This window comes from Streptomyces sp. NPDC004721, from assembly GCF_053601495.1.
This window is the reverse complement of record NZ_JBSGBZ010000001.1, coordinates 194664-221656: the sequence shown is the minus strand read 5'-3', so window position 1 is coordinate 221656 and position 26993 is coordinate 194664. Positions and strand designations below refer to the sequence as shown.

Sequence of the window (26993 nt, the reverse complement as noted above, 5' to 3'; positions counted from 1 at the left end):
GTCCGCACGGCCGTACACCTTCGGTGGCAGTGTTCGATCGCCTCTTCTTACAGTGGGGCAATGCGCACTGGTGAGCCCCTGCCCGCCGTGGGGGACGTACTCGCCTCCCTCGCGACCGGGATGTGGCACTGGGACACGGCCACCGGCCTGGTCTCGGTCGACGCCGAGGCGGCCCGACTGCTCGGGCTGCCCGCCCGGGAGGCCACACTCAGGGAAGCCCAGGTGCGCGCCCGGCTCCACCCGGTCGACTGGAACGAGATAACCGGCGTGGTGCAGCTGGCCGTCGCCGAGGGCACCCTCGCCGAGGTGCGCATCCGCATCATGGACGAGCGCAACCGGATCATCCGCGTCGTGCGCAGCCGCTCCAAACCGACCTTCGACGCCCGCAAGAAGGCGTACAAGCTGATCGGCACCCTTCAGGAGGTCGCCGAGCCGGCGCCCGGTTCGCCCGCCGGGCGAAGAGCGGTCACCGGGGAGTGGCGGCGCTCGCGGGAGGCCTTCCTGCTCGACGCCGGGCGGGCGCTGGCCGAGGCCCGCTCCACGGCGGAGGTGCTGCGGGTGGCGGCCGGCCTGTCGATGCCGGGATTCTCGCCGGACGGGCTGGCGGTCTTCGGCGTCCAGGCCGACCGGCTGACGATCGTCGGCCACCACGGGCAGCGGCCCGGCGACGAGGGCCCCTTCGTGCACATGGCGCTGGAGACGGACTACCCGGCCGCCGAGGTGGTCCGCACCGGGCGGGCCGTCTACCTCTCCTCCCCGGGGCAGTACAAGTCCCGCTATCCGCTCACCTGGCCGCTCGCCGAGCGCTTCCACCGCCACTCCTGGGCGTTCCTGCCGCTGACCGTCGCGGGCCGCACGATGGGCGCCTGGATGGCCGCCTTCACCTACCCGGTGGCCTTCACTCCCGACGAGCGCTCGGTGCTGACCACGGTGGCCCGCATGCTCGCCCAGGCCCTGTCCCGGGCCGGGACCGCGGAGTCCGAGCGGGAGCTGAGCGAGGGCCTCCAGCGCTCGATGATGCCGACGCTGGGCCCCGAGGTCCCCGGCATGGACCTGGCCGCCCGCTACGTACCCACCGGCGGCGGCCTCCAGGTCGGCGGCGACTGGTACGACATGATCCCCCTGCCCGGCGCCACCTCGCGGTCCCGCACGTCCTCCGGGTCGGGACGCTTCGCCATGGTCATCGGGGACGTCCAGGGCCACGACGTGCGCGCCGCGGGGCTGATGGGCCAGCTGCGCGTCGCCCTGCGCGCCTACGCCTGCGAGGGGCACCGCCCGGACGCGGTGCTCTCCCGCGCCTCCCGTTTCCTGCACGGCATCCTCGCCGCCGGTGCCGACGGCGAGGGCGGCGAGGGCGGCGAAGACGGCGAAGACGGCGAGAACGCTGCCGAGGTCGCCGACCTGCGCTTCGCGACCTGCCTGTACGCCGAGGTCGACCCGCGCACCGGGGTCCTGGAGGTGGCCCGCGCGGGGCACCCCGACCCGGTGATCCGGATGGCGGACGGCACGGTGCTGCAACGCCCGACGGCCGGCGGACTGCCGCTCGGCATCGACCCGGACTCCGACTACCCGACCACCCGGTTCACCCTGGAGCCGGGCGAGACGATGATGATCTGCACGGACGGCCTGATCGAGACCGGCGGCCACGACCTGGACACCGGCTGGCAGCGGATCCGTACGATCCTGGAGCGGCACGGCGGCGAGGCCGAGGAACTCGCCGACGCGCTGGTGCAGGCCGTGCACGGACCCTCCTCGCACCACACCACCGGGCCCCGGGCCGACCGCCGCGAGGACGACATCGCCGTGCTGCTGCTGAGCCGGCGCCGCGACGGCCGGGCGGTCCGCCCCAGGCTGCGGCACACCCTGATGACGGTCGCGCAGGCCGAGCCCGAGCGGGTCTCCGTGGCCCGCCGGCAACTGCGGGAGCTGCTGCACGACTGGTCGAGCGAGGAGCACGTGGACTCGGCGGTGCTGCTGCTGTCGGAGAGCCTCGCCAACGTCCTGCTGCACACCGACGTCGACGCGCTGGTGCTGGCCGAGGTCAGCGGGGAGAGAGGCGAGCGGCGTCTGCGGGTGGAGGTCACCGACGCCGGCGACGATCTGCCGCACAAGCGCCGACCCGGCGAACTCGCCTCCTCCGGGCGCGGACTGGTGCTGATCGAACTGCTCGCGGACGCGTGGGGCGTCGTGCCGCGGGGCCAGGGCAAGAGCATCTGGTTCGAGCTGTACGAGGCCTCGCCGGCCAGGTGAGCCGCTCCGCCGCGTGAGCCCTACGGCGAAGCCGCGTACCGGTCCCGCAGCTCGTGCGCGGTCCCGAAGGCCGCCGCGGTCAGCGGCACCGCCAGCAGCATCCCCACGATCCCGGCGACCGACGCGCCCCCGGTGATCGCCAGCATCACCACGGCCGGGTGCATCTGCACGGTCCGGCTCTGGATCATCGGCTGGAGCACGTGTCCCTCCAGCACCTGGACCGCCAGCACCACCCCGAGCGCCCACAGCGCGATGACGAACCCGCGGTCGGCGAGCGCGACCAGCACGGACACCGCCCCGGAGAGGAAGGCGCCCAGGTAGGGGATGTAGGCGCCGACGAAGACCAGCGCGCCGAGCCCGACCGCGCCGGGCACCCTCAGCACCAGCAGGCCGACGGTGATGCAGACGGCGTCGATCAGCGCGATGAGCGTCGTGCCGCGCATGAAGCCCTCCACGGCCGCGAAGGCCCGCCGGGCCATGGCCTCCGCGGTGTCGCCGGTCCCGCGCGGGGCGAGCGTGCGCAGGGTGGCGGCCGCCTTGTGCGAGTCGCGCAGGAAGAAGAACACGAGCAGCAGGGCCAGTACGGCCATGGCGAGCGCCTCGCCGACCACGCTGACCCCGCTGATGACATTGGAGGCGGCCGTCCCGCCGAACTTCTCCAGCAGCCGCCTGGCGTTGGAGGCGAGGTCGTCCAGCGAGGTCCCGGCCGCCCCGAAGTGGGTGGCGAGCGACCGCGCGGCCTTCTTGAGCGAGGCGATGATCTGCTCCCCGCTGTCGATCAGCGCGGCCACCACGATGTACACCGCACCGCCGACGACCACGACGACCGCCACACAGGTGATCCCGGCGGCGAGCGACCGGTTCACCCCCGCCTCCACGAGCCGCCGGAAGAGCGGCTGCAGCAGAGCCGTCCCCAACAGCGCCAGCAGCACCGGGATCACCGCGGTCCGGAACACCACGCACAGCTGGGCCCCGATCCACACCACCCCGGACACCAGCAGAACGGCGGCACACCAGGCGGCGAGACGCCGGACGGGCTCGGGCAGCAGCGGGGCGGGGGCCTGCACGCCTCCAGACGATCACACGCCGGACGGGCTGTCCCGCGCGGACGGCCCACCCGGGTGACACGGCGCCGGCCACCGGCGGTCCGGCCGGTGGCGCGGTCCGCGTCCCGCACCGGGCCCGGCAGGAACGCGGAAGGGCCCCGTCCTCGAACGGACGGGGCCCAGTGCCCCGACAGACAGCGTTCGCCCCGTCGCGACCCCGGCACGCCCTCTCGCCGCACCGGCCGAAAGCCCAAGTACGTCCAGTACGAGGACTTCCGGCCGGCACTCCCCCAAGCTCTTCGAGCAGGGGGTACCCCCAGAGCACGCACCGGACGCCGCTCCTTCACGGGCAAACGTTGCCTGCCGCGGCACTAGCTCCCAGCGACCGGGAAGGCCTACAGCCCGTCCTCGGTCATCCCGTGGACCGCCGGGATGGTGCCGAGGCGGCCCTTCTTGAAGTCCTCGAACGCCTGCATGAGCTCGTCCCGGGTGTTCATGACGAAGGGGCCGTAGTGGGCCATCGGCTCGCGGATCGGCTGCCCGCCGAGGAGGACGACCTCCAGGTCGGGCGTGTGCGCGTCCTGCTTCTCGTCCGCGCGGACGGTCAGCGAGGAACCGGCGCCGAAGACCGCGGTCTGGCCGAGGTGGATCGGCCGGCGCTCGGCGCCCACGGTGCCGCGTCCCGCCATCACGTACGCCAGGCCGTTGAAGTCCTCCCGCCAGGGCAGGGTGACCTCCGCGCCCGGCGCCACCGTCGCGTGGATCATCGTGATCGGCGTGTGCGTGATGCCGGGGCCGGCGTGGCCGTCCAGCTCACCGGCGATGACCCGCAGCAGCGCGCCGCCGTCGGGGGAGGTGAGCAGCTGGACGCTGCCGCCGCGGATGTCCTGGTAGCGCGGCGCCATCATCTTGTCCTTGGCCGGCAGGTTCACCCACAGCTGGAGGCCGTGGAAGAGGCCGCCGGACACGACCAGCGACTCCGGCGGGGCCTCGATGTGCAGCAGGCCGCTGCCCGCCGTCATCCACTGGGTGTCGCCGTTGGTGATGGTGCCGCCACCGCCGTTGGAGTCCTGGTGGTCGAAGACTCCGTCGATGATGTACGTGACGGTCTCGAAGCCACGGTGGGGGTGCCAGGGGGTGCCCTTGGGCTCGCCCGGCGCGTACTCCACCTCACCCATCTGGTCCATCATGATGAACGGGTCGAGATGGCGGTAGTTGATCCCCGCGAACGCCCGGCGCACCGGGAAGCCCTCGCCCTCGAATCCGCTGGGCGCGGTCGTGACGGTGAGCACGGGACGTGCCACGGCATCGGCGGGCGCGGCCACACGGGGCAGCGTCAACGGGTTCTCGACGGTCACTGCAGGCATGTCGGTTCCTCCTTGTGCGACCACTTTAGTTGAGCGTTGAACTTTCTGCCACCCCCAACAGAAGAAGCCCGGAGGGAATTCCCTCCGGGCTCCGGGCGATGGCGTCCACCTGGTCCTAGCCGTACATCCGGCGCATCGCGAAGTCGACCATCTGCTCGACCGCCTTGGCGTCGAACACCATCCGGTGCTCGCCCTCCATGTCGAGCACGAAGCCGTAGCCGGTCGGCAGCAGGTCGATCACCTCGGCACCGGTGATCACGAAGTACTTGGACTCCTTGCCCGCGTACCGGCGCAGCTCCTTGAGCGAGGTGAACATCGGGATCACCGGCTGCTGGGTGTTGTGCAGCGCCAGGAACCCGGGGTTGTCGCCGCGGGGGCAGTACACCTTGGAGGTCGCGAACACCTGCTGGAAGTCCTCGGCGGCCAGCTGCCCCGTGGTGAAGGCGCGCACCGCGTCCGCGAGCGAGGGCGGCGAGGGCTCGGGGTAGGCCGGAGCCTGCTGGCCGTACCCGCCGACACCGCCGGGCATCTGCTGCTGCGGAGGGACGTACCCCTGCTGTGCCGCCCCGCTGTCCATCGGCTGGCCGTATCCGTACATGGGCCACAGCGTACTGACCCGCACGAGGGCTCGGTCACACATGGCGGGACGGGGTTGCTTCTTATTACCGACGGGTAGCATCATCGGAGCTACTAGTTGGTACGTGAACCAGATGCGAGGAGCCAGTGCCTCGCCGAGTCCTCGACGGGAGCCGTGGCCATGGGGCACTACAAGTCGAACCTCCGCGACATCGAGTTCAACCTCTTCGAAGTGCTCGGACGCGACAAGCTGTACGGCACCGGTCCGTTCGAGGAGATGGACGCCGACACCGCCAGGAGCGTCCTGGAGGAGCTGACCCGCCTGGCGGAGAACGAGCTGGCGGAGTCCTTCGTCGACGCCGACCGCAACCCGCCGGTGTTCGACCCCGAGACGAACACCGCGCCGGTGCCGGAGACCTTCAAGAAGAGCTACAAGGCCTTCATGGACTCCGAGTACTGGCGCCTGGGCCTGCCCGAGGAGATCGGCGGCACCACCGCTCCCCCGTCCCTGATCTGGGCCTACGCGGAGCTGATCCTCGGCGCCAACCCGGCGATCTGGATGTACTCCTCCGGCCCGGCGTTCGCCCGCATCCTCTTCGAGGAGGGCACCGAGGAGCAGCGGAAGATCGCCTCGATCGCGGTCGAGAAGACCTGGGGCTCCACCATGGTGCTCACCGAGCCCGACGCCGGCTCGGACGTCGGTGCCGGCCGCACGAAGGCGGTCCAGCAGGAGGACGGCTCCTGGCACATCGAGGGCGTGAAGCGCTTCATCACCTCCGGCGAGCACGACATGGAGGAGAACATCCTCCACTACGTCCTCGCCCGCCCCGAGGGAGCCGGCCCCGGCACCAAGGGCCTGTCCCTCTTCCTCGTGCCGAAGTACCTGTTCGACTGGGAGACCGGCGAGCTGGGCGAGCGCAACGGCGTCTACGCCACCAACGTCGAGCACAAGATGGGCCTGAAGGCCTCCAACACCTGCGAGATGACCTTCGGCGACCGCCACCCCGCCAAGGGCTGGCTGATCGGCGACAAGCACGACGGCATCCGCCAGATGTTCCGCATCATCGAGTTCGCCCGCATGATGGTCGGCACGAAGGCGATCTCCACGCTGTCCACCGGCTACCTGAACGCGCTGGAGTACGCCAAGGAGCGCGTCCAGGGTCCCGACCTGGCGAACTTCATGGACAAGTCCGCGCCCAAGGTCACCATCACGCACCACCCCGACGTGCGCCGCTCGCTGATGACGCAGAAGGCGTACGCCGAGGGCATGCGCGCCCTCGTCCTGCACACCGCCGCGGTCCAGGACACGATCGCGGTCAAGGAGGCGGGCGGCGAGGACGCCTCGGCCGACCACGCGCTCAACGACCTGCTCCTGCCCATCGTCAAGGGCTACGGCTCGGAGAAGGGGTACGAGCAGCTCGCTCAGTCGCTGCAGACCTTCGGCGGCTCCGGCTTCCTCCAGGAGTACCCGGTCGAGCAGTACATCCGGGACGCCAAGATCGACACCCTGTACGAGGGCACCACGGCCATCCAGGGCCAGGACTTCTTCTTCCGGAAGATCGTCCGCAACCAGGGCGCCGCGCTGAACTCGGTCGCCGAGGACATCAAGGAGTTCCTGGCTCTCGGCACCGGCGGGGAGGACCTGGCCGGCGCCCGCGAGCACCTCGCCAGGGCCGCCGCCGAACTGGAGGCCCTCGTCGGCCTGATGCTGACCGACCTCGCCGCCACCGAGAAGGACGTCAAGAGCATCTACAAGGTGGGCCTGAACACCACCCGCCTGCTGCTCGCCTCCGGTGACGTGATCGTCGGCCACCTGCTGCTCAAGGGCGCCGCGATCGCCGCCGAAAAGCTGGAGACGGCCTCCTCGAAGGACCGGGCGTTCTACCAGGGCAAGATCGCGGCGGCGAAGTTCTTCGCGGCCAACGTCCTGCCGGGCGTCACCCTGGCCCGCAAGGTCGCCGAGAACGTGGACCTGGACCTGATGGAGCTGGACGAGGCCGCCTTCTAGGACGGCCCCGGCCCCGGCGCCCGCCCCACCCCCCACCTGCGCCTCTCCCGACCCCCCACACACGAGGGTCCGCTTCCGACACCGGGAGCGGACCCTCGTGACGTCGTTAAGGTGAACCCATGAGTACAAGCCAGCGCTTCGACCGCGGCCACACCGACGACCTGATGTCCTTCCTGGCGGCGAGCCCGTCGCCGTACCACGCCGTGGCGAACACAGCCGAGCGGCTGGAGAAGGCCGGCTTCCGCCAGGTCTGCGAGACGGACGCGTGGGACGGCACGGCAGGCGGAAAGTACGTGCTGCGCGGCGGGGCGATCGTGGCCTGGTACGTCCCCGAGGGTGCCGCGCCGCACACACCCTTCCGCATCGCGGGCGCGCACACCGACTCCCCCAACCTGCGGGTCAAGCCGCTCCCCGACACCGGGGCGCACGGCTGGCGCCAGGTCGCCGTGGAGATCTACGGCGGCCCGCTGATGAACTCCTGGCTCGACCGCGACCTGGGCCTGGCCGGCCGGCTCACGCTGCGCGACGGCTCCACCCGCCTGGTCAACGTCGACCGCCCGCTGCTGCGCGTCCCCCAGCTGGCGATCCACCTGGACCGCCAGGTCTCTGCGGAGGGCCTCAAGCTGGACAAGCAGCGGCACCTGCAACCGGTGTGGGGCCTGGGCGACGACGTCCGCGACGGCGACCTGATCGCCTTCCTCGAGGCGGAGGCGGGGCTCGCCGCGGGCGAGGTGGCCGGCTGGGACCTGATGACGCACTCCGTGGAGCCCCCCGCCTACCTGGGCCGGGACCGGGAGCTGCTGGCCGGCCCCCGGATGGACAACCTGCTGTCGGTGCACGCCGCCGCGGCGGCGCTCGCGGCCGTCACGGCGGGGGCGCCGGAGCTGCCGTACATCCCGGTGCTGGCCGCCTTCGACCACGAGGAGAACGGCTCCCAGTCGGACACCGGCGCGGACGGCCCGCTGCTCGGATCGGTGCTGGAGCGCTCGGTGTTCGCGCGCGGTGGATCGTTCGAGGACCGGGCGCGCGCCTTCGCCGGCACGGTCTGCCTGTCCTCCGACACCGGCCACGCCGTCCACCCCAACTACGCCGAGCGGCACGACCCGACCCACCACCCGCGCGCGGGCGGCGGTCCGATCCTCAAGGTCAACGTCAACAACCGCTACGCGACAGACGGTTCGGGACGCGCGGTATGGGCGGCGGCCTGCGAGAAGGCCGGCGTCCCCTTCCAGTCCTTCGTCTCCAACAACTCGATGCCGTGCGGCACGACCATCGGCCCGATCACCGCGGCCCGGCACGGCATCCGCACCGTCGACATCGGCGTGGCCATCCTGTCGATGCACAGCGCCCGTGAACTGTGCGCCGCCGACGACCCGTTCCTGCTGGCGAACGCGCTGGTGGCGTTCCTGGAGGGCTGAGCGGCACGGCCTCCCCCCAAGCTCTCGGCTTCGCTCGAGCAGGGGGACCCCCATGGCCCATGAGCGGCCGCCTCCGCATGGTCACCCGGCTTGCGGGTACCCGGAGTTGACCGGAAGGGACCGGAACCGTCCGGAACCACCGGACCCGACACCGGACAGGGAGGCGACACTCATGGGCCTCGGCGGCTGCATCATCCTCATCGCCGTGGGAGCCATTCTCACGTTCGCGACCGACTGGCACATGCAGGGGGTCGACCTGCACGTGGTCGGCGTCATCCTGATGATCGTCGGCCTGATCGGCGTCACGACGTTCAGCAGCATCTACCGGCGCCGCCGCGTGATGGTTCCCCCCACCACGGTCGTCGAAGAGGACCGCCACCACCACGCACGCGACGGCTACGGCGACGGCTACGGCATCTGAGCACATGCCGAGCCGGTCCCGCGGCCACGGAACATGACGGACAGTCGGCCACAAGCTTGAGCATTCCGTTACGCGCACCTCCTTGTCGTGTTGTGTGAATATCGTGAAGACTTGGCGCCCTTGAGCCCGTAGGGGAGAAACCGGGCGTCAAGCGACCATCACGACGGGGGACTCTGCCGTGCTCGACTTCGCCGCACGCGGCGGCGCCTTGGGTGCTGCGCCGACACGGCCACGACCCGCGGGCCGGCACGCCGCCCGCCGCGCGCACGCCGCCGAGGAGGAACCGCCCGGCAGGCCCCGGCTCGCGGTCCTGATCCCCGCCCACAACGAGCAGGACCGCGTCGCCGCCGCGATCGAGGGCCTGTGGCGGCAGAGCCGGCGGCCGGACCTGATCGTGGTCGTCGCCGACAACTGCACCGACGACACCGCCCACATCGCCGTCGCGCACGGCGCGCAGGTCTTCCACACCCAGGGCAACACGCACAAGAAGGCGGGCGCACTCAACCAGGCCATCGCCTGGGTGCTGCCCCACCTCGACGACCGGGACCTGCTGCTGGTGCAGGACGCCGACACCGTGCTCAACCCGTGGTTCGCCGAGACCGCCCTGGCCACCTTCAACCGCAAGGTCGGCGCCGTCGGCGGTGTCTTCTACGGCGAGGAGGGCGGCGGCCTGCTCGGTCTGCTCCAGCGCATGGAGTTCCACCGCTACGCCTGGGAGCTGGAGCGCACCGGGGGCAAGGCGCAGGTGCTCACCGGCACCGGCACCATGTTCCGGGCCCGGGTGTTGCGCGAGGTGCGGGCGGCCCGTCGCGCCGGTGTCATCGGCGGCGGCAACGGCTACTACAGCCTCGCCTCCCTCACCGAGGACGACGAGATGACCAAGGCGGTCAAGACCCTCGGCTACCGCGCCATGTCACCGGCCGGCTGCGCGGTCACCACCGAGGTCATGCCGACCCTGGGCAAGTTGTGGCACCAGCGGCTGCGCTGGCAGCGCGGCGCCCTGGAGAACCTCCGCGACTACGGCTGGACCCGCGTCACCGCCCGCTACTTCCTCCAGCAGTTCCTCATGGGGTTCGGCGCGCTGTTCTTCCTCGTCTACCTGACCTTCATGACCACGTCCATCGCCCTGTACGGCCCGCCGGGCCTGTCACCGGTGTGGACCTCGATCGGCCTGATCTTCGTCGTCGAGAAGGTCGTCTCCGTACGCCGCGCCGGCCCCCTGCCGATGCTGGTGGCGCTGCTGATGATCCCGGAGATGCTCTACGACCTCTTCCAGCACGCCGTCTACTTCTCCTCGCTGTGGGGCCTGCTGCGCCGCAGCGAGGAGAAGTGGGTGGCCACCTGACCCCCTCATCCCGCGCCGCACCCGCGGCGCGTCCTCTTCACACCCGCACCAGAGCAAGGAGAACGACATGTACGGACGAGTCGTCGGCGCCGGCACCACCGGCGCCGGAGGCGCCACGCTGGCCGCCACCGGCGTGTGGATGAACAGCATGGCCATGATGGTCGCGGCCACCACCCTGGTGGCCGCGGGAGTGGCCCTGTTCAAGCTGGCGCCGCGCCCGCGGCGCCGCTAGACCGGCCCCAGGGCCGCTCGGCGATCAGCCTGCCGCGGTCTCGTCCATCCCGGCCAGGACGAGCGGCAGCCGGTCCGTCGCGCCCTCGGTGAGACGGACCGGAACGCCCCAGTCCTGCTGGTGCACATGGCAGGCGGGGTACTCGTTCGCGGGGTCGTCGTCGCACGAGGCCGCCATCGCGGAGACGTGCAGGACACCCTCCGGGACAGCGGGGTTCAGCTCCAGTTCGCGGCACAGGTCGGTGTCCGCGCCCTCGCCCTTCAGCAGCAGCTCGGGCGGGGTCGAGGAGACCAGCAGCCGGGTCGACGGCCCGTACCGGGTGTCGAGCTTCTGACCCGCCGGGGCCTGGAAGATCACGTCCAGGCTCAGGCGGCCGGGGGCGACCTCCGTCGCCGCGCGCCGGGTGCGGTGGGCGACGGCCTCGACCCGTACCGCCTCCTCCGGCAGCCGCAGCCGGGTCAGCCGGTGCCGGGCCGACTCCACGACCACGATGTCCTCACCGACCAGCACGGCGTCGCTGGGCTCACGCAGGTCGGTGGCGAGGGTCGTGACCTCGCCGGTCGCCGGGTCGTAGCGGCGCAGGGCGTGGTTGTAGGTGTCGCTGACGGCGACCGAGCCGTCCGGCAGCGCGGTCACGCCCAGCGGGTGCTGGAGCAGAGCCTGTCCGGCGGCTCCGTCCCGGTGCCCGAAGTCGAACAGCCCGGTGCCGACCGCCGTGTGGACGGCGCCGTCGAGATCCACCCAGCGCAGGGCGGACGTCTCGGAGTCGGCGAGCCACAGCCGGTCGGGCGTCGCCGCGAGCCCGGAGGGCTGCGCGAACCAGGCCTCCGCGCCGGGCCCGTCGACGAGCCCCTCGTTCGTGGTCCCGGCGGTGACGGCGACGGTACCCCCGGCCGGGTCGTAGGCCCACAGCTGGTGCACGCCCGCCATGGCGATCCACACCTTGCCGTTCCACCAGGCCACGTCCCAGGGCGAGGACAGCTTCACGTCCAGCGCGGGACCGGACGTGGCCTCGCCCTGCATCCACTGGTGTCCGGTACCAGCCAGGGTCGTGGTCTCACCCGTCTCCGGGTCGAAGCGCCGCAGGGCGTGGTTGACCGTGTCGGCGACCACGACGCTGCCGTCCGGCAGGAGTGCGAGCCCCTGCGGCTCCTGGAACCTGGCCCGGTCCGGGCCGCCGTCGGTCATCCCCCGGCCGCCCTGGCCGATCCGCCGCACCACGGTCTCGCCGTCCTCCGCCAGCTCCACCAGCTGGTGCCGGGTGGTGTCGCTGACCAGGAAGTTCCCGGACGGCAGCAGCACTGCCTTGCCCGGGAAGCGCAGGGTGGTGGGCTCCGGCTCCGGCGGCACGTACGGCCCGTCGCCGCGGCGCAGGGTGCCCTTCGCCTCGTGCTCGGCCTCCAGCTCCTCCACCAGCCGCTCGATCGCGTGCGCGTGCCCCTCGCCGGCGTGCTGCGCGACGATGTAGCCCTCCGGGTCGATGACGGCCAGCGTCGGCCAGGCCCGTACCGCGTACTGCTTCCAGGTGGCGAGCTCCGGGTCGTCGAGCACCGGATGCTCCACCCCGTACCGCTCCACCGCGTCGACCACCGCCTGGTGCTCCGCCTCGTGCACGAACTTCGGCGAGTGCACCCCGACGACCACGACCGTGTCCCGGTGCTTCTCCTCCAGCTCCCGCAGCTCGTCCAGGACGTGCAGGCAGTTCACGCAGCAGAACGTCCAGAAATCCACCACGACGCACTTGCCTCGCAGGTCGGCGAGCGTGAGGTTCTTCCCACCAGTGTTGAGCCAGCCGCCCTTGCCGATCAGCTCGGGGGCGCGTACGCGGGCGCGTCGGGGTGCCGTGTCGTTCATGGGACCAAGGGTGCCACCCGCCGGCGGCGGCCCGCCCGGCGCGGTGCCGTACTGGGCCCGTCGGACCATCTGCGGCGTCGCCGGGGCGGAGCCGGGGAAGCGGTGAGGACATGAGATTCCTCGTACGCGACCGGATTTTCGGCATCGGTGACGACTACTGGATCGAGGACGAGCACGGCCGCAAGGTCTTCCTCGTCGACGGCAAGGCGATGCGGCTGCGGGACACCTTCGAGCTGAAGGACGCCCACGGCCGGGTCCTGATCAACATCCACCAGAAGATGCTCGCGCTGCGGGACACGATGGTGATCGAGCGGGACGGGGAGGCCCTGGCGAAGATCAGGCGCAAGCGGCTGTCGCTGCTGCGCAACCACTACCGGGTGTCCATGGTGGACGGCACCGAGCTCGACGTCAGCGGCAAGATCCTCGACCGGGAGTTCGCCGTCGAGTACGACGGCGAACTGCTCGCGGTGATCTCCCGGCGATGGCTGAGCGTCGTGGAGACCTACGGCGTCGACGTCGTGCGCGAGGACGCCGACCCGGCGCTGGTGATCGCGGTGGCGGTGTGCGTGATCCACCTGGCGGAGAAGGAGCGCGAGGAGCGGTAGGCGCCGGGAGAGGAGCGGTGGGTGCTAGTGCTGGCGGCGCGGCGGCTCCAGGCCGAGGACCCGGTCCTTCAGGGCCGGGAACTGGTCCCGGGTGGCCGGCACCCTCGCCGGGTCGAAGTCGACCGTGAGGACCTCCTCGCCGGGGCCGGCCTCGGCCAGCACCTCTCCCCAGGGGTCCACCACGATCGAGTGACCCGCCTGCGGAACTCCGGCGTGCGTCCCGGCCGTTCCACAGGCGAGCACGAACGCCTGGTCCTCCACCGCCCGCGCCCGAGCCAGCAGCGTCCAGTGCGCACGCCGGCGCTCGGGCCAGCCCGCCGGGACCACCAGGGTCTGCGCCCCGGCGTCGACCAGCCCGCGGAAGAGTTCGGGGAATCGGAGGTCGTAACAGGTCGCGAGGCCCAGGGTGGTGTCCGGCAGAGGGACCGTCACCAGTTCCCGCCCCGCGCTCATCAGCACGGCCTCGCCCTTGTCGAAGCCGAAGCGGTGGATCTTGCGGTAGACGGCGGCCAACTCGCCGGACGGGGAGAAGACCAGGGAGGTGTTGTAGAGGGAGTCCGCGGCCGAGTGGCCGTCGGACGCGGCGCGTTCGGGGATCGAGCCGGCGTGCAGCCACACGCCCGCGTCGCTCGCCGCCTTGGCCATCGCCTCGTAGGTGGGACCCTCCAGCGGTTCGGCCTCGCGTTCGAACTCCTCGAAGGCGAAGGCCCCGGTGGTCCACAGCTCCGGCAGCACCACCAGGTCGGCGCCGGCCTGCTCGCACACCAGCGCGGCCGCCCGCTGACGCCGCGAATCGACCGATTCACCCTCGTTCACGGCAATCTGGATCAGCGAGGCGCGCACACTACCACCGTCCTGGCACTCGAGTCGTCCGGACAGGCCTACGATCGTCACACGAAAGCACTGCCGGGCTGCCTCACAGCAGCGTAACTTAGCGTTCCAAGACACCCGCCGACCGCTGCCACCTCCCACTGGCAATGCCATCACATCCGCCCGTGTACCGACCGCCGAGGGGTCCCGTTCCGTGAGTCTGCATCCCACCCTCCAGCCCTACGCCGATGCCTGGACCCACTCCGTCGAGGCGATATCGGAGCTGATGCAGCCCCTGGTGGAGGCCGATTGGAACCGGCGCACCCCGTGCCCGGGCTGGTCGGTCCGCGATGTCGTCTCGCACATCATCGGCATGGACTGCGAGATGCTGGGCGACCCGCGGCCCATCCACGCGCTCCCGCGCGACCTGTTCCACGTCACCAACGAGCACCAGCGCTACATGGAGATGCAGGTCGACGTCCGCCGCCACCACACGTCGCCGGAGATGACCTCCGAGCTGGAGTACACGATCATCCGCCGCAACCGCCAGCTGCGGAACGAGTCCCGCGACCCCGGCACCAAGGTGCGCGGCCCCCTCGGCGCGGAGATCACCCTCGAAGAGGCCATGCGCTACCGCGCCTTCGACATCTGGGTGCACGAGCAGGACCTGCGCGCGGCCCTCGGCCGCCCCGCCGAGCTCGACTCGCCCGGCGCCCATGTCGCCCGGGACTACCTGCTGGCCGCCCTGCCGGACGTGGTCGCGGTCAAGGCGGACGCCCCGCGCAGCTCGGCGATCGTCTTCGACGTGCACGGCCCGGTGGAGTTCCTGCGCACGATCCGCGTCGACATCCAGGGCCGCGGCACCCTGGAGACGGCCCCGGCCCTCGGCCCGGCGGCGACCCTCGCGCTCGACTGGGAGACCTACGTCCGTCTGGCCTGCGGCCGGGTCACCCCGGAAGCGGTCGCGGACCGTGTGAAGACCGAGGGCGACCTGGACCTGGCGGCGGCGATCCTGCGGAACTTCGTGGTGACGGCCTAGTGCCCCGGCAGGCAACGTTCGCCCGTCAAGGAGCGGCGTCCGGTGCGTGCTCTGGGGGTACCCCCTGCTCGAAGAGCTCGGGGGAGTGCCGGCCGGAAGTCCTCGTACTGGACGTACTTGGGCTTTCGGCCGGTGCGGCGAGTGGAGGTACCCCCTGCTCGAAGAGCTCGGGGGAGCGTGCCGGGCGTCGCGACGGGGTGAACGTTGCCCGTCGCGGCACCAGGACCGTGGCCACGGACAGACGTGCCTCCCCGGGGGCGAGCCGCCTCCCCCCTGCTCCAGGAGCCGGGGGGAGGCGCCTCCCGGCCGCGGCGAGCGCACCGGCCCCGGCCCCGGCTCGCGGCGGCGGCGCAGGGCACCGTCACGCCGGCACGTGCACCGTCTCCACCCGGCTGGCGACCAGCCGCTCCCGCTCCCGCCGGGCCGCCCGCTTCCGCAGCCGCAGGATCTGGCTCACGCCCAGCGCCTGGAGCACGAACACCGCCGAGAAGGCGATCCTGTAGTCGTCCCCGGTCGCGTCCAGCAGCACACCGATCGCGAACAGCGTCGTCATCGAGGCCACGAAGCCGCCCATGTTGGTGATGCCCGACGCCGTCCCCTGACGCTCCGCCGGATTCGCCGGCCGCGCGAAGTCGAACCCGATCATCGAGGCCGGACCGCACGCGCCGAGCACCAGGCACAGCACGACCAGCAGCCACATCGGCACCCGCCCGCCCGGATACGCCAGCGTCACCGCCCACATGCCCGAGGTCGCCGCCACCGTGCCGAGCGCGAGCGGCAGCCGCGCCGCGTGGTGCCGGGCGACGATCTGCCCGTACACGAGCCCGACGGCCATGTTGGACACCACGACGAGCGTGAGCAGTTCACCCGCGTCCGCCCGCGACAGGCCCTGGGCCTCGACCAGGAACGGCAGCCCCCACAGCAGCAGGAACACCATCGCCGGGAACTGCGTGGTGAAGTGCACCCACAGCCCGAGCCGCGTCCCGGGCTCCCGCCAGGCCGCGGCGATCTGCCGGCGTACGAACGCGGCGCCCAGGTGGGGCAGCGGTTCCGGTTCGTGGCCCTCCGGGTGGTCCTTGAGGAACAGCACCAGCAGCACCAGCACCACCGCTCCGGCCAGCGCGCTGCCCGCGAAGGCCGCCGTCCAGCCCACGCCGTGCAGCAGCCGGGCCAGCACCAGCGTGGACACCAGGTTGCCCGCCATTCCGGCCAGCCCGGCCAGCTGGGCGACCAGCGGCCCGCGCCGGGCGGGGAACCACCGGGTGCCCAGCCGCAGCACACTGATGAACGTCATGGCGTCCCCGCAGCCGAGCAGCGCGCGCGAGGCGAGCGCGGTGCCGTACGACGGGGAGAACGCGAAGCCGAGCTGACCGGCCGTGAAGAGCACGGCGCCGATGGCCAGCACCTTCTTGGTGCCGAGCCGGTCGACGAGCAGGCCGACCGGTATCTGCATACCGGCGTAGACGAGGAGTTGGAGGATCGAGAACGTCGACAGCGCCGAGGCGCCCACGTGGAAGCGGTCGGCGGCGTCGAGTCCGGCGACGCCCAGGGAGGTGCGGAAGATGACGGCGACGAAGTAGACGGCGACACCGATGCTCCAGACGGCGACGGCGCGTCGGCCGCCGGGCGGATCACCGGGCAGGGAGGCCGGCGAGGACGACGAGGACGACGAGGACGACGAGCTCACCGGACCTCCCCCCGGGCGAGGTGGGAGAACCAGCTGACGTGCCGGTGCACGACGTCGACGGCCGCCTCCGCGTTCCCCGAGCGCAGCGCGTCCAGGATCTCCTCGTGCTCGGCGAGGGTCTTGGCGAGCCGGTCGGGGTGGGAGTGCATGACGGCGACGCCCATGCGCAGCTGCCGGTCGCGCAACTGGTCGTAGAGCCGGGACAGGATCTCGTTGCCGCCGCTGCGGACGATCTCGGCGTGGAAACAGCGGTCGGTGACGGCGGCCGCGGCGAAGTCACCGGCGGCGGCCTGCTTCTTCTGCTTCTGGAGCAGTTCCTCGAGCCGCTCGATGAGCCCCGGCGGTGCGGGTACGGCCTTCCGGGCCGCGTGCTCCTCGACCAGTTGCCGGGTCTCGACCACGTCGGCGATCTCCTGCGCGGAGACCGGCAGGACGAGGGCCCCCTTCTTCGGGTAGAGCTTGATGAGCCCCTCGACCTCCAGCCGCAGCAGCGCCTCGCGCACGGGCGTGCGCGAGACCCCGACGGCCTCGGCCAGCTCCCCCTCCGTCAGCAGGGTGCCGCCCTCGTAACTGCGATCCAGGACGGCTTGCTTGACGTGGGCGTACACGCGATCGGCGGCGGGGGGCTGTTTCACGGCCAGGCTCATGTCCACAGCATAGATACAACACGTACCCAAGGCTCGTCCCATCCAGCATGCGGACCATCCGGCCCGCCGGCCGAATCCGCCCCGGAAGCCGCGCAACCATCCGCCCCGGCCGTGAGTCAGACAGGTGCGGCCCCACTTTGTGGGCTCCCAACTCTGCCGCACCGCAGAGGAATTCAACGCAATCGGGGTACTTCACTTGAAAACCGGCATCCAGGGCATCCGTATCCGCAGAGCCGCCGCAGTCGTCGTGACCACGAGCGCCGTGCTCGCCGCCGGGGCCCTCACCGCGGCACCCGCGCAGGCCGCCACCGTGCCGTCGATCGTGGCCAAGGGCGGCTACGTGATGGACGACGCGACCGGCAAGTCCCTCTACACCAAGGCCGCGGACACCAAGCGCTCCACTGGCTCCACCACGAAGATCATGACCGCCAAGGTCGTGCTGGCCCAGCCGAATCTGAACCTCGACGCCAAGGTCACCATCCAGAAGGCGTACAGCGACTACGTCGTCAAGAACAACGCCTCCCAGGCCCACCTGATCGTCGGCGACAAGGTCACCGTCCGCCAGCTGCTGTACGGCCTGATGCTGCCCTCGGGCTGCGACGCCGCGTACGCGCTGGCCGACAAGTACGGCTCGGGCACGACGCGGGACGCCCGCGTGAAGTCCTTCATCGGCAAGATGAACAGCAGCGCCAAGAGCCTCGGCATGACGAACACGCGCTTCGACTCGTTCGACGGCATCGGCAACGGCAACAACTACTCCACGCCGCGCGACCTGACGAAGCTGGCGCGCAGCGCGATGAAGAACTCCACGTTCCGCACGATCGTGAAGACGAAGACGTACACGGCCAAGACCGTCACCAAGACGGGCAGCACCCGCACGATGGGCACGTGGACGAACACGAACACGCTGCTCAACAGCTACAGCGGCGCGATCGGCGTGAAGACGGGCTCCGGCCCCCAGGCCGGGGCCTGCCTCGTCTTCGCCGCCACCAGGAACGGCAGGACCGTCATCGGCACGGTTCTGGCCTCCACCACGTACGCGCAGCGCGCGACGGACGCCACGAAGCTCCTGAACTACGGGTTCGCCAAGAAGGTCTGACACCCGCCCACCAGGCCGAAGGGCCCGCCGCTGACCTCAGCGGCGGGCCCTTTTCCTGTGCCCGCGTGTATGTATGGTGCTAGCATCATTAGCATCATGTTGCTGCGATTGGACAAGAGGGACACCCGGCCTCTGCACGAGCAGGTCGCCGGCGCCGTCCGGCGCGCCATCTCCGAGGGGGAATGCCGCCCTGGCGACCGGCTGCCGTCGGCGCGCGATCTCTCGCAGATGCTCGACATCAACATCAACACCGTCCTGCGCGGCCTGCGCGGCCTGCGGGACGAGGGACTGCTGGAGTTCCGCCGGGGACGAGGGGTGACCGTGTCGGAGGGCGCGGACCGGCACTCGGGGCTGCGGATCCGGGTGCACGAACTGGTGGCCGAGGCGGGCCGCCTGGGCTACAGCCCGAACGACCTCATCGAGATGATCAGGGGGACGCGGTGAACAACTCGAGCAGGCACGGAAACGGGACGCGCTGGGGAACCGCCGTCTGGACGGCCGGTATCGCGGTCCTGATCGCCGCGCTGCCCTGGGCCGCGAGCGACCGGCTGCCGGACCGGTTGGCGACCCACTGGAAGGGATCCGCGGCCGACGGCTCGATGCCGCTGTGGGCGGCCTCCCTCGTCCCCGCGCTGGTCTGGCTCGTGCTGGGCGTGGGCATGGAGGTGCTGCGGCGGCGGGCCGGAGAGGACGGCCTGGCGGTGACGCGGCCGCGGGCCCTGGCCGGGCTGCTGTCGGCCGGTGTGCTCATCGTCGGTGGCCAGCTCTCCGTCGTGCGGGCGAACCTCGATCACACGGACTGGCACCAGGTGGGGCTGCCGATCGCGGGCATCGTCGTCTCACTGGTGGCGGCGGTGCTCGCCGGGATCGCCGGCTGGCTGGTGGGCACGCGGGGACAGGTCTCCGGTCCGGCGTCCCCGGGACGGAACACCGACGGGCCCACGCTGGAGATCCCCGAGGGGCAGCGGGTGGTGTGGTTCTCGCGCACCACCAACCTCTGGCTGCACCTCGTCGCGGCCGTGACCGGAGTGGTGGCGGTGGCCGCCCTGGTCGCGCTCGTCGCCGGACTCGCCGGGCCCGGCGCGGGGTGGTCGCTGTTCGCCTCGTGCGCGGTCGCGTCCCTCGCGGGGGCCGGCTGCGCCTCGGTCCAGACGCGTGTGTCCCGGCGGGGCCTGGAGGTGGCCTTCGGCCCGCTCGGCTGGCCGGTACGGCGCTGGGCGCCCGACACGATCGAGTCCGCCCGCGCCGAGAACCGTACGCCCGCGCAGGTCGGCGGCTGGGGCTACCGCTTCAGCGGCCTGGGCACCACGGTCATGCTACGGGCCGGGGAGTGCCTGGTGATCCGGGCCCGGGGCAGCCGGAGCGACTTCGCGGTCAGCGTGGACGACGCCGAACGCGGAGCCGCCCTCCTGAACGCACTGCGCACCCACCAGCCGAGCTGACACCACCGCAAACGCCGGGGCGGCGCACCTCCGTGAGAGGTGCGCCGCCCCGTTTCGCCGTAGGCCGCTAGGCCCAGGTGATCAGTCGCTTCGGCTGTTCCAGGATCGCGGCCACGTCGGCCAGGACCTTGGAGCCGAGTTCGCCGTCGACCAGGCGGTGGTCGAAGCTGAGCGCCAGCGTGGTGACCTGGCGGGGCTTGACCTTGCCCTTGTGGACCCACGGCTGGAGCTTGATCGCGCCGACGGCGAGGATCGCGGACTCGCCGGGGTTGAGGATCGGCGTGCCGGTGTCGACGCCGAAGACGCCGACGTTGGTGATCGTCACCGTGCCGCCCTGCATGGCCGCCGGGGACGTCCTGCCCTCGCGTGCCGTGGACACCAGCTCGCCAAGCGCCTCCGCGAGCTGCGGCAGCGTCTTGACGTGGGCGTCCTTGACGTTCGGGACGATCAGGCCGCGCGGGGTCGCCGCCGCGATGCCCAGGTTGACGTAGTGCTTCTGGACGATCTCCTGAGCCGCCTCGTCCCAGGACGCGTTGATCTCCGGGTTGCGCTTGATGGCGACCAGCAGGGCCTTGGCGATCAGCAGCAGCGGGTTGACCCGCAGCCCCTGCATCTCCTTGTCCTGCTTGAGCTCCTCGACCAGCTTCATCGTGCGCGTCACGTCCACCGTCACGAACTCCGTGACGTGCGGGGCCGTGAACGCCGAGCCGACCATCGCCGCCGCCGTCGCCTTGCGGACGCCCTTGACGGGGATACGGGTCTCGCGCGCCCCGTCGTAGCTCGCGGCGGGAGCCGGAGCCGCGGCCGCCGGGGCCACCGCCGCCGGCGCCTCGGGGGCCGTGGGTGCGGCCGGTGCCGCCACCGCCGCGTGCACATCCTCGCGCGTGATGATGCCGTCCGGGCCGGACGGCACGACCGCGGCGAGGTCCACGCCCAGGTCCTTGGCCAGCTTGCGCACCGGAGGCTTGGCCAGCGGGCGGGGCCCGGTGGGCGCCGCGGCGGCCGCCGGGGCCGCGGCGCCGTGGCCGTTCAGCTCCGGCCGGGGTGCCGTCGCCGCCGGGGCGGCCGCGGCCTCCGGGCCCTTGCGCGGACGGCGCTTGGTGGAGGACGCCGAGACGCCGTAGCCCACGAGCACCGGCTGGCGGCCCTGCGGCTTCTCCTCCCCGTCCGTGTTCGGCTCGGTCTTCGGCTCTGCCACCGGAGCGGCGGCCTGCGCCGGGACCTCGGCCGGCGCCGCGCCCGCCACCTGCACCGCGATGATGGACGTGCCCACGTCCACCGTGGTGCCCTCGGCGAAGTGCAGCTCGCGCACCACCCCGTCGTAGGGGATGGGCAGTTCGACGGCCGCCTTGGCGGTCTCGACCTCGCAGACCACCCGGCCGTCGGTGACCGTGTCACCGGGCTGGACGTACCACTTGAGGATCTCCGCCTCGGTCAGACCCTCGCCGACATCCGGCATCTTGAACTCACGCACGGACCCATCGGTCATCGTCGTCACGAACCTCTCCCTCAGTACGCCAGCGAGCGGTCGACGGCGTCGAGCACGCGGTCCAGGTCCGGCAGGTAGGACTCCTCCAGGCGGGCCGGCGGGTACGGGGCGTGGTAGCCGCCGACCCGCAGCACGGGGGCCTCCAGGTGGTAGAAGCAGCGCTCGGTGATCCGGGCGGCGATCTCCGCGCCGGAGCCGAAGAACACCGGCGCCTCGTGGACGACGACGAGGCGGCGGGTCCGCTCCACCGAGGCCTGGATGGCGTCGAAGTCGATCGGGGAGACCGAGCGCAGGTCCAGGACCTCCAGGGACTTGCCCTCCTCGGCGGCCGCGGCGGCGACCTCCTGGCAGAGCTTCACCATCGGGCCGTAGGCCGCCAGGGTCAGGTCCGTGCCCTCGCGGACGACCTGCGCCTTGTGCAGCGGGTTCGGGATGGCCTCCGTGTTGACCTCGGCCTTGTCCCAGTAGCGCCGCTTGGGCTCGAAGTAGATCACCGGGTCGTCACTCTGGATGGCCTGCTGCATCATCCAGTACGCGTCCGACGCGTTGGAGGGGCTGACGACCTTCAGGCCCGCCACGTGCGCGAACAGCGCCTCGGGGGACTCCGAGTGGTGCTCGACCGCGCCGATGCCGCCGCCGTAGGGGATGCGGACGACGACCGGGAGCTTGACCTTGCCCAGCGAGCGGGCGTGCATCTTCGCGAGCTGCGTGACGATCTGGTCGTACGCCGGGAAGACGAAGCCGTCGAACTGGATCTCGACCACCGGGCGGTAGCCGCGCAGGGCGAGGCCGATCGCGGTGCCGACGATGCCGGACTCGGCGAGCGGGGTGTCGATGACACGGCTCTCGCCGAAGTCCTTCTGGAGGCCGTCCGTCACCCGGAACACGCCGCCGAGCTTGCCGACGTCCTCGCCCATGATGAGGACCTTGGGGTCGTTGTCCAGGGCGCGGCGCAGCGACTCGTTGATCGCCTTGGCCAGGGCCATCTTCTCAGCAGCCATGATCAGACCCCCTCTGCGTCCGCGAACGACGCCTGGTAGGCGGCGAACTGGGCGCGCTCCTCGTCGACGAGCGCGTGCCCGTCCGCGTACACGTTCTCGAAGATGGCGAAGAGGTCCGGGTCCGGCATGGCACGGACCGCTTCGCGCACTCGTTTGCCCAACGCTTCGCTCTCGGTCTCGAGTTCCTCGAAGAATCCCTCGTCCGCGTGGTTTGCGGCCTCCAGGTGGCGGCGAAGGCGCAGGATCGGGTCCTTCGCCTCCCAGGCCAGGCGCTCCTCGTCGCCCCGGTATCGGGTGGGGTCGTCGGAGGTGGTGTGGGCGCCCATGCGGTAGGTGTACGCCTCGACCAGGGTGGGGCCCTCGCCGCTGCGAGCGCGCTCCAGCGCCCACTTGGTGACGGCGAGGCAGGCCAGCACGTCGTTGCCGTCGACGCGGACGCCGGGGAAGCCGAAGCCCGCCGCGCGCTGGTAGAGCGGGACGCGGGTCTGCTTCTCGGTCGGCTCGGAGATCGCCCACTGGTTGTTCTGGCAGAAGAACACCACGGGGGCGTTGTAGACCGCGGAGAAGGTGAAGGCCTCGGCCACGTCGCCCTGGCTGGAGGCACCGTCGCCGAAGTAGGCGATGACCGCGGAGTCGGCACCGTCCTTGGCGACGCCCATCGCGTAGCCGGTGGCGTGCAGCGCCTGGGAGCCGATGACGATCGTGTAGAGGTGGAAGTTGTTGCCGTTGGGGTCCCAGCCGCCGTTGTTCACACCCCGGAACATGCCGAGCAGGTTGGTCGGATCCACCCCGCGGCACCAGGCGACGCCGTGCTCACGGTAGGTCGGGAAGACGTAGTCGTCCTCGCGGGTGGCGCGGCCGGAGCCGATCTGGGCGGCCTCCTGGCCGAGCAGCGAGGCCCACAGCCCCAGTTCGCCCTGGCGCTGCAGGGCGGTGGCCTCGGCGTCGAAGCGGCGGGTGAGCACCATGTCGCGGTACAGGCCGCGAAGCTCCTCGGCGGTGATGCCGGCGACGTACTTGTCGTACTCGGCGTTCTTGACGCGCTTGCCCTCGGGCGTCAGCAACTGCACGAGTTCGGGGTCGGCGCTCTTCTTGGCGCCGGTACGCCGCCCGGTGCCGGCGGCTTTCGCGCCGGTCGCGCCGGCCTTGCTTCCGGCGCTGCGTCGCGATGTGCGCGCGGCAGTGCTCTCCACGGTCACGTGTGCTCCTCCGTCGGTCCGGCCCCGGGGTTGCCGGTAGCCAGTGCGGCTCACCTGTTCCGGACCACCGGGCACGGGGTGGGTGCCACTCGGCCGGGAACAGGCGTGACAGGTGCCCCGGCGAGCGCCCTGCAGCAGTCACGTTACCCAGTGCTCCACATTTCTGGGAAACCCCTCCTGACCTGGGCGTTTCCTTGGATTTCCAAGTATTTTCACTTGGACGTCCAAGTACCTCACCGGACAGTCGGGGCAGCCGCTGGTCACAGCCGTGCAGGGGGGCCGGAACACCGGCACGTTATCCCGGCCACCCCTGAGTCGGGAAGGGTCGGCGAATGGCCGGAACTGCTCTTGATGGATGACCCCGCACGGGGGACGGCGAAACAGGACCCGCCGGGCGGCGGCAAGGAATGCCGCAGAGAGCGCACCGGCGCACGACGGGCGGCTGTCGGGACGACATCGCGACCTCATGTGACCGAAAGCGACCACCGACGACTGTCTGTGACAAGCCCCAGCTCACGGCCTCCGCCGGTGCCCTAGCATCTGGCGCGTGCCGCGCCCATGTGTACCACCCCCCATGCCCCACGCGCCCCCTCTGAGCGCCTTGCTGCGCCAGTACGCCGCCGGTTCCGCCCTCACCTGCGAGCCGGTCGACCAGGGCCTGCTCAACCGCGGCTACCGGCTGTGCACGACCCGCGGCCGTTATTTCCTCAAGCACCACTTCGATCCGGACACCGCCGACCCCGCCGCCATCGCGCGCCAGCACCGGGCCACCCAGCGCCTGGCCGACCTCGGCGTCCCGGTGGCCCCGCCGCTCACCGGCCGCGACGGGCGCACGGTCGCCGTCGTCGGCGGCCACGCCTATGCCCTGCACCCCTGGATCGACGGCCGGCACCGGCACGGCGGGCAGCTCACCACCAAGCAGTGCGCCCGTCTGGGGGCGCTGCTGGGAGCCGTGCACGCGTGCCTGGAGCGGGTGATGCCGCCCAAGGGCCGCACCCGCCCCGCCGCGAGTCCCCACCCCGTGGAGAGCGCCGATCCCGCCGACACCTTCACACTGATCGACGACCTGCTCGGGCACGTCCGCCGCCACCGGCCCCCGGACGCCTTCGACGAACTGGCCCGGCACCGGCTCCTGGAGCGGCGCGCGCTCCTGGAACAGCACGCGGACCGGCGTCCGCCGCCCGGCGGGCCCGTCGGCTGGGTGCACGGCGACTTCCACCCCTTCAACCTGCTCTACCAGGGGGACGCCCCCGCCGCGATCGTCGACTGGGACCGGCTCGGTGTGCAGCCCCGCGCGGAGGAGGCGGTGCGCGCCGCCGCGATCTTCTTCGTCCGGCCCGCCGGCACCCTGGACCTGCCGAAGGTCAGGGCGTACGCGCGCGCGTACCGGCGGGCGGCCGGCGCCGGCCCCTCGGAACTCGCGGCGGCCGTGCACCGCGTGTGGTGGGAGCGCCTGAACGACTTCTGGATGCTGCGCTGGCACTACGAGCGCGGCGACACCCGCGCGGACCCGCAGTTCCCGGCCGCCTCGGCGCTCGCGGTGTGGTGGACGCGGGAGTACGGCACGGTGTGCGGCGCGTTCGCGGAGTGACGCCGAAAGGGCCGGGAAACACCACGCGCGCGTGGGGCCCGTACGGCCTCACGCGCGCGCGAAGGATGCTCGGTTCGCGGCGGGACTCAGTTGCCCCCGACGGGGTTCCCCGCCGCCCCCGCGGCGGTGCCGACGGGGTCGCCACTACCGCCACCGCCAACGTCCCCGGAGCCGTCGCCCGGACCGCCGCTCGTGTCCGCGGGCGTCGACGCAGGCGGGGGGTCGGCCGGTTCGCTGGAGGTCTGCGGGTCGGACTGCTCGTTGGAGGGCTGTTGGCGGGACGGCTCCGACGGGGTCCACGACGGCCGGTACGACGGCGTGTACTTCCAGCCGCCCCCACCGGAGCCTTGGTTCCGGTCCGTCGAGGTGTCCGACGGCTGCTCGTTCGACGAGTCGCTCGGGGTGGTGCTGGGCTGCGCGTCCTCGGTGGACTGCGTGTTCGACGGCGACTTGGTGGTGTCGACGCCGGTGCCGGTGTCGCCGCCGGTCTTCTGCAGCGCCAGTGCCACGCCCGCGGCGATGGCGATCACCGCGAGGACGGCCAGGATCCACAGCTTGCCGCGGCCGCTGCCCTTGTTGCCGTGCCCCTCGAAGCCGCCGTCGTCGGAGCTGCCGTATCCGGCGGGCAGGATCGGCTGGGGGATCTGCGTGGTGCCGGAGCCGAGGTCGGCCTGGTGCGGCATCGCGGTCGTGCCCGCGTAGCCGGCCGCCGGGGTGTGCCGGCCGTCGTGCGCCTCGACCGGGCCGGTGTGCCAGGTGCCGGTGTGGCCGCCCTGGTCGTACAGCATCTGCAGCCCGTACTGAATCAGCCCGCGCATCTCCTCGGCGGTCTGGAAACGGTCGTCGGGCTCCTTGGCCAGCGAGCGCATGACAAGGCCGTCGAGCTCCGGCGGGCACGTGCCGCCGGGGACCTGCGACGGCGGCACCGGCATGTCCTGGACGTGCTGGTAGACCACCGACAGCGGGGTCTCGCCGGTGAACGGAGGCCGCAGCGCGAGGAGTTCGTACAGCAGGCAGCCCGTGGCGTACAGGTCGGAGCGGTAGTCGACGGCCTTGCCGAGAGCCTGTTCCGGGGAGAGGTACTGCGGAGTGCCCATGACCATGCCGGTCTGCGTCATCGTCGTGGACGCCCCGTGCAGGGCGCGGGCGATGCCGAAGTCCATCACCTTCACGGCGCCGTTGTCGGTGATGATGACGTTGGCCGGCTTGATGTCGCGGTGCACGATGCCGTGCTGGTGCGAGTAGGCCAGCGCCTCCAGGACACCGGAGACGATGATCAGCGCCTGCTCCGGGCCGGGCGCCTCGGCGTTGAGCAGCAGATCGCGGATGGTGCGGCCCTCGACCAGCTCCATCACGATGTACGGCACGGCCTGGCCGCCCGCCTGGTCCTCGCCGGAGTCGTACACGGCGACGATCGCGTGGTGGTTGAGCCCGGCCACCGACTGGGCCTCACGTGTGAACCGGGCCTTGGAGACGGGGTCTTCGGCCAGGTCGGCGCGGAGCAGTTTGACCGCCACGGTCCGCCCGAGGCGCACGTCCTCGGCGGCGAACACCTCGGCCATGCCGCCCCGGCCGAGTCTGTGCGTCAGCCGGTACCTACCGTCACCGACCAGGCCGTCGTTGCCCCACATCTCCGGCGCGTCCGACATACCGCCGCCACTCGCCTCGGGGTCGGACGGGCCCTGGGCGCGATGCTGCTGTGCCATCAGTCCTCGCCGTCGTTTCTGCCCGCGGTGCGCGCGGTGTTGTCACGGTCTCCGTCGGCCACGCTACAGGCTTCGCGGGGGCCGCCGGTCCAGGATCGTCGCGGCGAGCACCGCCGGAACCGGCCCGAGACGGACCGGCCATGAAACCTCGTACGGATGCC

General features: G+C 71.7%; 23 protein-coding genes. 12 read left to right on the top strand and 11 right to left on the bottom strand.

The features are described 5' to 3' along the window. Positions 1 to 60 precede the first annotated feature (60 nt). Positions 61 to 2250, top strand: coding sequence for a SpoIIE family protein phosphatase (locus ACWEK3_RS01050; RefSeq protein WP_453248611.1), 2190 nt, complete (start codon positions 61 to 63; stop codon positions 2248 to 2250). A 20-nt stretch (positions 2251 to 2270) separates the two neighbouring features. On the opposite strand, the gene ACWEK3_RS01045 is transcribed toward ACWEK3_RS01050, so the two are convergent. The 3 genes from ACWEK3_RS01045 to ACWEK3_RS01035 all read right to left on the bottom strand — a co-directional run bounded on the left by ACWEK3_RS01045 (position 2271) and on the right by ACWEK3_RS01035 (position 5261). After that, a complete protein-coding gene (locus tag ACWEK3_RS01045) occupies positions 2271 to 3317 on the bottom strand; it encodes an AI-2E family transporter (RefSeq protein ID WP_390872907.1) in 1047 nt (348 codons plus the stop codon). A 374-nt stretch (positions 3318 to 3691) separates the two neighbouring features. After that, entirely contained in the window at positions 3692 to 4663 is a 972-nt protein-coding gene (locus tag ACWEK3_RS01040) for a pirin family protein (protein ID WP_361413353.1), read from the bottom strand. 115 nt (positions 4664 to 4778) lie between these two features. Then, positions 4779 to 5261, bottom strand: coding sequence for an SseB family protein (locus tag ACWEK3_RS01035; protein ID WP_141366432.1), 483 nt, complete (start codon positions 5259 to 5261; stop codon positions 4779 to 4781). Between the two features lie 159 nt (positions 5262 to 5420). Here ACWEK3_RS01035 and ACWEK3_RS01030 point away from each other — a divergent pair, with 159 nt between their 5' ends. The 5 genes from ACWEK3_RS01030 (at position 5421) to ACWEK3_RS01010 (ending at position 10663) form a co-directional block, all read left to right on the top strand. Next, complete coding sequence (locus tag ACWEK3_RS01030) at positions 5421 to 7247, top strand: acyl-CoA dehydrogenase (RefSeq protein ID WP_453248610.1); 1827 nt, start codon at positions 5421 to 5423, stop codon at positions 7245 to 7247. A 119-nt stretch (positions 7248 to 7366) separates the two neighbouring features. Further along, on the top strand, positions 7367 to 8665 hold the full coding sequence (locus ACWEK3_RS01025) for a M18 family aminopeptidase (RefSeq protein ID WP_450547016.1): 1299 nt from the start codon (positions 7367 to 7369) through the stop codon (positions 8663 to 8665). A gap of 172 nt (positions 8666 to 8837) precedes the next feature. Continuing rightward, the gene (locus tag ACWEK3_RS01020) at positions 8838 to 9086 is read left to right on the top strand and encodes a DUF6458 family protein (RefSeq protein ID WP_141359799.1); all 249 of its coding nucleotides are present in this window, start codon (positions 8838 to 8840) and stop codon (positions 9084 to 9086) included. A gap of 178 nt (positions 9087 to 9264) precedes the next feature. After that, positions 9265 to 10431 carry a glycosyltransferase gene (locus ACWEK3_RS01015; RefSeq protein ID WP_453248609.1) on the top strand — a complete coding sequence of 389 codons (1167 nt, stop codon included), beginning with the start codon at positions 9265 to 9267 and terminating at the stop codon, positions 10429 to 10431. 67 nt (positions 10432 to 10498) lie between these two features. Beyond that, a complete protein-coding gene (locus ACWEK3_RS01010) occupies positions 10499 to 10663 on the top strand; it encodes a hypothetical protein (protein ID WP_172632907.1) in 165 nt (54 codons plus the stop codon). Between the two features lie 24 nt (positions 10664 to 10687). Here ACWEK3_RS01010 and ACWEK3_RS01005 read toward each other — a convergent pair whose 3' ends face one another. Next, positions 10688 to 12517 carry an NHL domain-containing thioredoxin family protein gene (locus ACWEK3_RS01005; protein ID WP_453248608.1) on the bottom strand — a complete coding sequence of 610 codons (1830 nt, stop codon included), beginning with the start codon at positions 12515 to 12517 and terminating at the stop codon, positions 10688 to 10690. 110 nt (positions 12518 to 12627) lie between these two features. On the opposite strand from ACWEK3_RS01005, the gene ACWEK3_RS01000 reads away from it, so the two are divergent. After that, a complete protein-coding gene (locus ACWEK3_RS01000) occupies positions 12628 to 13122 on the top strand; it encodes an LURP-one-related/scramblase family protein (protein WP_141359801.1) in 495 nt (164 codons plus the stop codon). A 24-nt stretch (positions 13123 to 13146) separates the two neighbouring features. Here ACWEK3_RS01000 and ACWEK3_RS00995 read toward each other — a convergent pair whose 3' ends face one another. Next, positions 13147 to 13965 carry a carbon-nitrogen family hydrolase gene (locus ACWEK3_RS00995; protein WP_453248607.1) on the bottom strand — a complete coding sequence of 273 codons (819 nt, stop codon included), beginning with the start codon at positions 13963 to 13965 and terminating at the stop codon, positions 13147 to 13149. A 181-nt stretch (positions 13966 to 14146) separates the two neighbouring features. Between ACWEK3_RS00995 and ACWEK3_RS00990 the strand changes: the two genes are divergently transcribed. Beyond that, complete coding sequence (locus ACWEK3_RS00990) at positions 14147 to 14971, top strand: maleylpyruvate isomerase family mycothiol-dependent enzyme (RefSeq protein WP_384439247.1); 825 nt, start codon at positions 14147 to 14149, stop codon at positions 14969 to 14971. Between the two features lie 361 nt (positions 14972 to 15332). On the opposite strand, the gene ACWEK3_RS00985 is transcribed toward ACWEK3_RS00990, so the two are convergent. Beyond that, positions 15333 to 16658 (bottom strand): MFS transporter, encoded by a 1326-nt coding sequence (locus tag ACWEK3_RS00985; protein WP_450547013.1) that lies wholly within the window; start codon positions 16656 to 16658, stop codon positions 15333 to 15335. Continuing rightward, a complete protein-coding gene (locus ACWEK3_RS00980) occupies positions 16655 to 17305 on the bottom strand; it encodes a GntR family transcriptional regulator (RefSeq protein WP_450547012.1) in 651 nt (216 codons plus the stop codon). The genes ACWEK3_RS00985 and ACWEK3_RS00980 overlap by 4 nt, the downstream gene beginning before the upstream one ends. Positions 17306 to 17501: 196 nt before the next feature. On the opposite strand from ACWEK3_RS00980, the gene ACWEK3_RS00975 reads away from it, so the two are divergent. The 3 genes from ACWEK3_RS00975 (at position 17502) to ACWEK3_RS00965 (ending at position 19846) form a co-directional block, all read left to right on the top strand. Further along, complete coding sequence (locus tag ACWEK3_RS00975; RefSeq protein ID WP_450547011.1) at positions 17502 to 18404, top strand: D-alanyl-D-alanine carboxypeptidase family protein; 903 nt, start codon at positions 17502 to 17504, stop codon at positions 18402 to 18404. Between the two features lie 96 nt (positions 18405 to 18500). Next, positions 18501 to 18848 carry a GntR family transcriptional regulator gene (locus ACWEK3_RS00970; RefSeq protein ID WP_450547010.1) on the top strand — a complete coding sequence of 116 codons (348 nt, stop codon included), beginning with the start codon at positions 18501 to 18503 and terminating at the stop codon, positions 18846 to 18848. Next, entirely contained in the window at positions 18845 to 19846 is a 1002-nt protein-coding gene (locus tag ACWEK3_RS00965) for a DUF1648 domain-containing protein (RefSeq protein WP_450547009.1), read from the top strand. The genes ACWEK3_RS00970 and ACWEK3_RS00965 overlap by 4 nt, the downstream gene beginning before the upstream one ends. 67 nt (positions 19847 to 19913) lie before the next feature. Here the strand turns inward: ACWEK3_RS00965 and ACWEK3_RS00960 are convergent, their stop codons facing one another. From ACWEK3_RS00960 to pdhA, 3 genes are read right to left on the bottom strand one after another with little or no spacing between them, the layout of a single operon-like run. Then, positions 19914 to 21344 (bottom strand): dihydrolipoamide acetyltransferase family protein, encoded by a 1431-nt coding sequence (locus tag ACWEK3_RS00960; RefSeq protein WP_453248606.1) that lies wholly within the window; start codon positions 21342 to 21344, stop codon positions 19914 to 19916. An 11-nt stretch (positions 21345 to 21355) separates the two neighbouring features. After that, on the bottom strand, positions 21356 to 22336 hold the full coding sequence (locus ACWEK3_RS00955) for an alpha-ketoacid dehydrogenase subunit beta (RefSeq protein WP_361413393.1): 981 nt from the start codon (positions 22334 to 22336) through the stop codon (positions 21356 to 21358). A 2-nt stretch (positions 22337 to 22338) separates the two neighbouring features. Next, a complete protein-coding gene (gene pdhA / locus ACWEK3_RS00950) occupies positions 22339 to 23535 on the bottom strand; it encodes a pyruvate dehydrogenase (acetyl-transferring) E1 component subunit alpha (RefSeq protein ID WP_376397537.1) in 1197 nt (398 codons plus the stop codon). Between the two features lie 574 nt (positions 23536 to 24109). Here pdhA and ACWEK3_RS00945 point away from each other — a divergent pair. Continuing rightward, a complete protein-coding gene (locus tag ACWEK3_RS00945; RefSeq protein ID WP_450547413.1) occupies positions 24110 to 25126 on the top strand; it encodes a phosphotransferase in 1017 nt (338 codons plus the stop codon). Positions 25127 to 25212: 86 nt separating this feature from the next. Here the strand turns inward: ACWEK3_RS00945 and ACWEK3_RS00940 are convergent, their stop codons facing one another. Further along, entirely contained in the window at positions 25213 to 26832 is a 1620-nt protein-coding gene (locus ACWEK3_RS00940; RefSeq protein WP_453248605.1) for a protein kinase domain-containing protein, read from the bottom strand. Positions 26833 to 26993: the final 161 nt, after the last annotated feature.

Bases quoted from the DNA above. Each gene is read 5' to 3' on its own strand.
- ACWEK3_RS01040 (WP_361413353.1), bottom strand. From the start codon at position 4,663: ATGCCTGCAGTGACCGTCGAGAACCCGTTGACGCTGCCCCGTGTGGCC.
- ACWEK3_RS01020 (WP_141359799.1), top strand. From the start codon at position 8,838: ATGGGCCTCGGCGGCTGCATCATCCTCATCGCCGTGGGAGCCATTCTC.
- ACWEK3_RS01010 (WP_172632907.1), top strand. From the start codon at position 10,499: ATGTACGGACGAGTCGTCGGCGCCGGCACCACCGGCGCCGGAGGCGCC.
- ACWEK3_RS00980 (WP_450547012.1), bottom strand. From the start codon at position 17,305: ATGAGCCTGGCCGTGAAACAGCCCCCCGCCGCCGATCGCGTGTACGCC.
- ACWEK3_RS01035 (WP_141366432.1), bottom strand. From the start codon at position 5,261: ATGTACGGATACGGCCAGCCGATGGACAGCGGGGCGGCACAGCAGGGG.
- ACWEK3_RS01030 (WP_453248610.1), top strand. From the start codon at position 5,421: ATGGGGCACTACAAGTCGAACCTCCGCGACATCGAGTTCAACCTCTTC.
- ACWEK3_RS01000 (WP_141359801.1), top strand. From the start codon at position 12,628: ATGAGATTCCTCGTACGCGACCGGATTTTCGGCATCGGTGACGACTAC.
- ACWEK3_RS00970 (WP_450547010.1), top strand. From the start codon at position 18,501: ATGTTGCTGCGATTGGACAAGAGGGACACCCGGCCTCTGCACGAGCAG.
- ACWEK3_RS00945 (WP_450547413.1), top strand. From the start codon at position 24,110: ATGCCCCACGCGCCCCCTCTGAGCGCCTTGCTGCGCCAGTACGCCGCC.
- ACWEK3_RS00940 (WP_453248605.1), bottom strand. From the start codon at position 26,832: ATGGCACAGCAGCATCGCGCCCAGGGCCCGTCCGACCCCGAGGCGAGT.
- ACWEK3_RS01025 (WP_450547016.1), top strand. From the start codon at position 7,367: ATGAGTACAAGCCAGCGCTTCGACCGCGGCCACACCGACGACCTGATG.
- ACWEK3_RS01050 (WP_453248611.1), top strand. From the start codon at position 61: ATGCGCACTGGTGAGCCCCTGCCCGCCGTGGGGGACGTACTCGCCTCC.
- ACWEK3_RS00955 (WP_361413393.1), bottom strand. From the start codon at position 22,336: ATGGCTGCTGAGAAGATGGCCCTGGCCAAGGCGATCAACGAGTCGCTG.
- ACWEK3_RS01005 (WP_453248608.1), bottom strand. From the start codon at position 12,517: ATGAACGACACGGCACCCCGACGCGCCCGCGTACGCGCCCCCGAGCTG.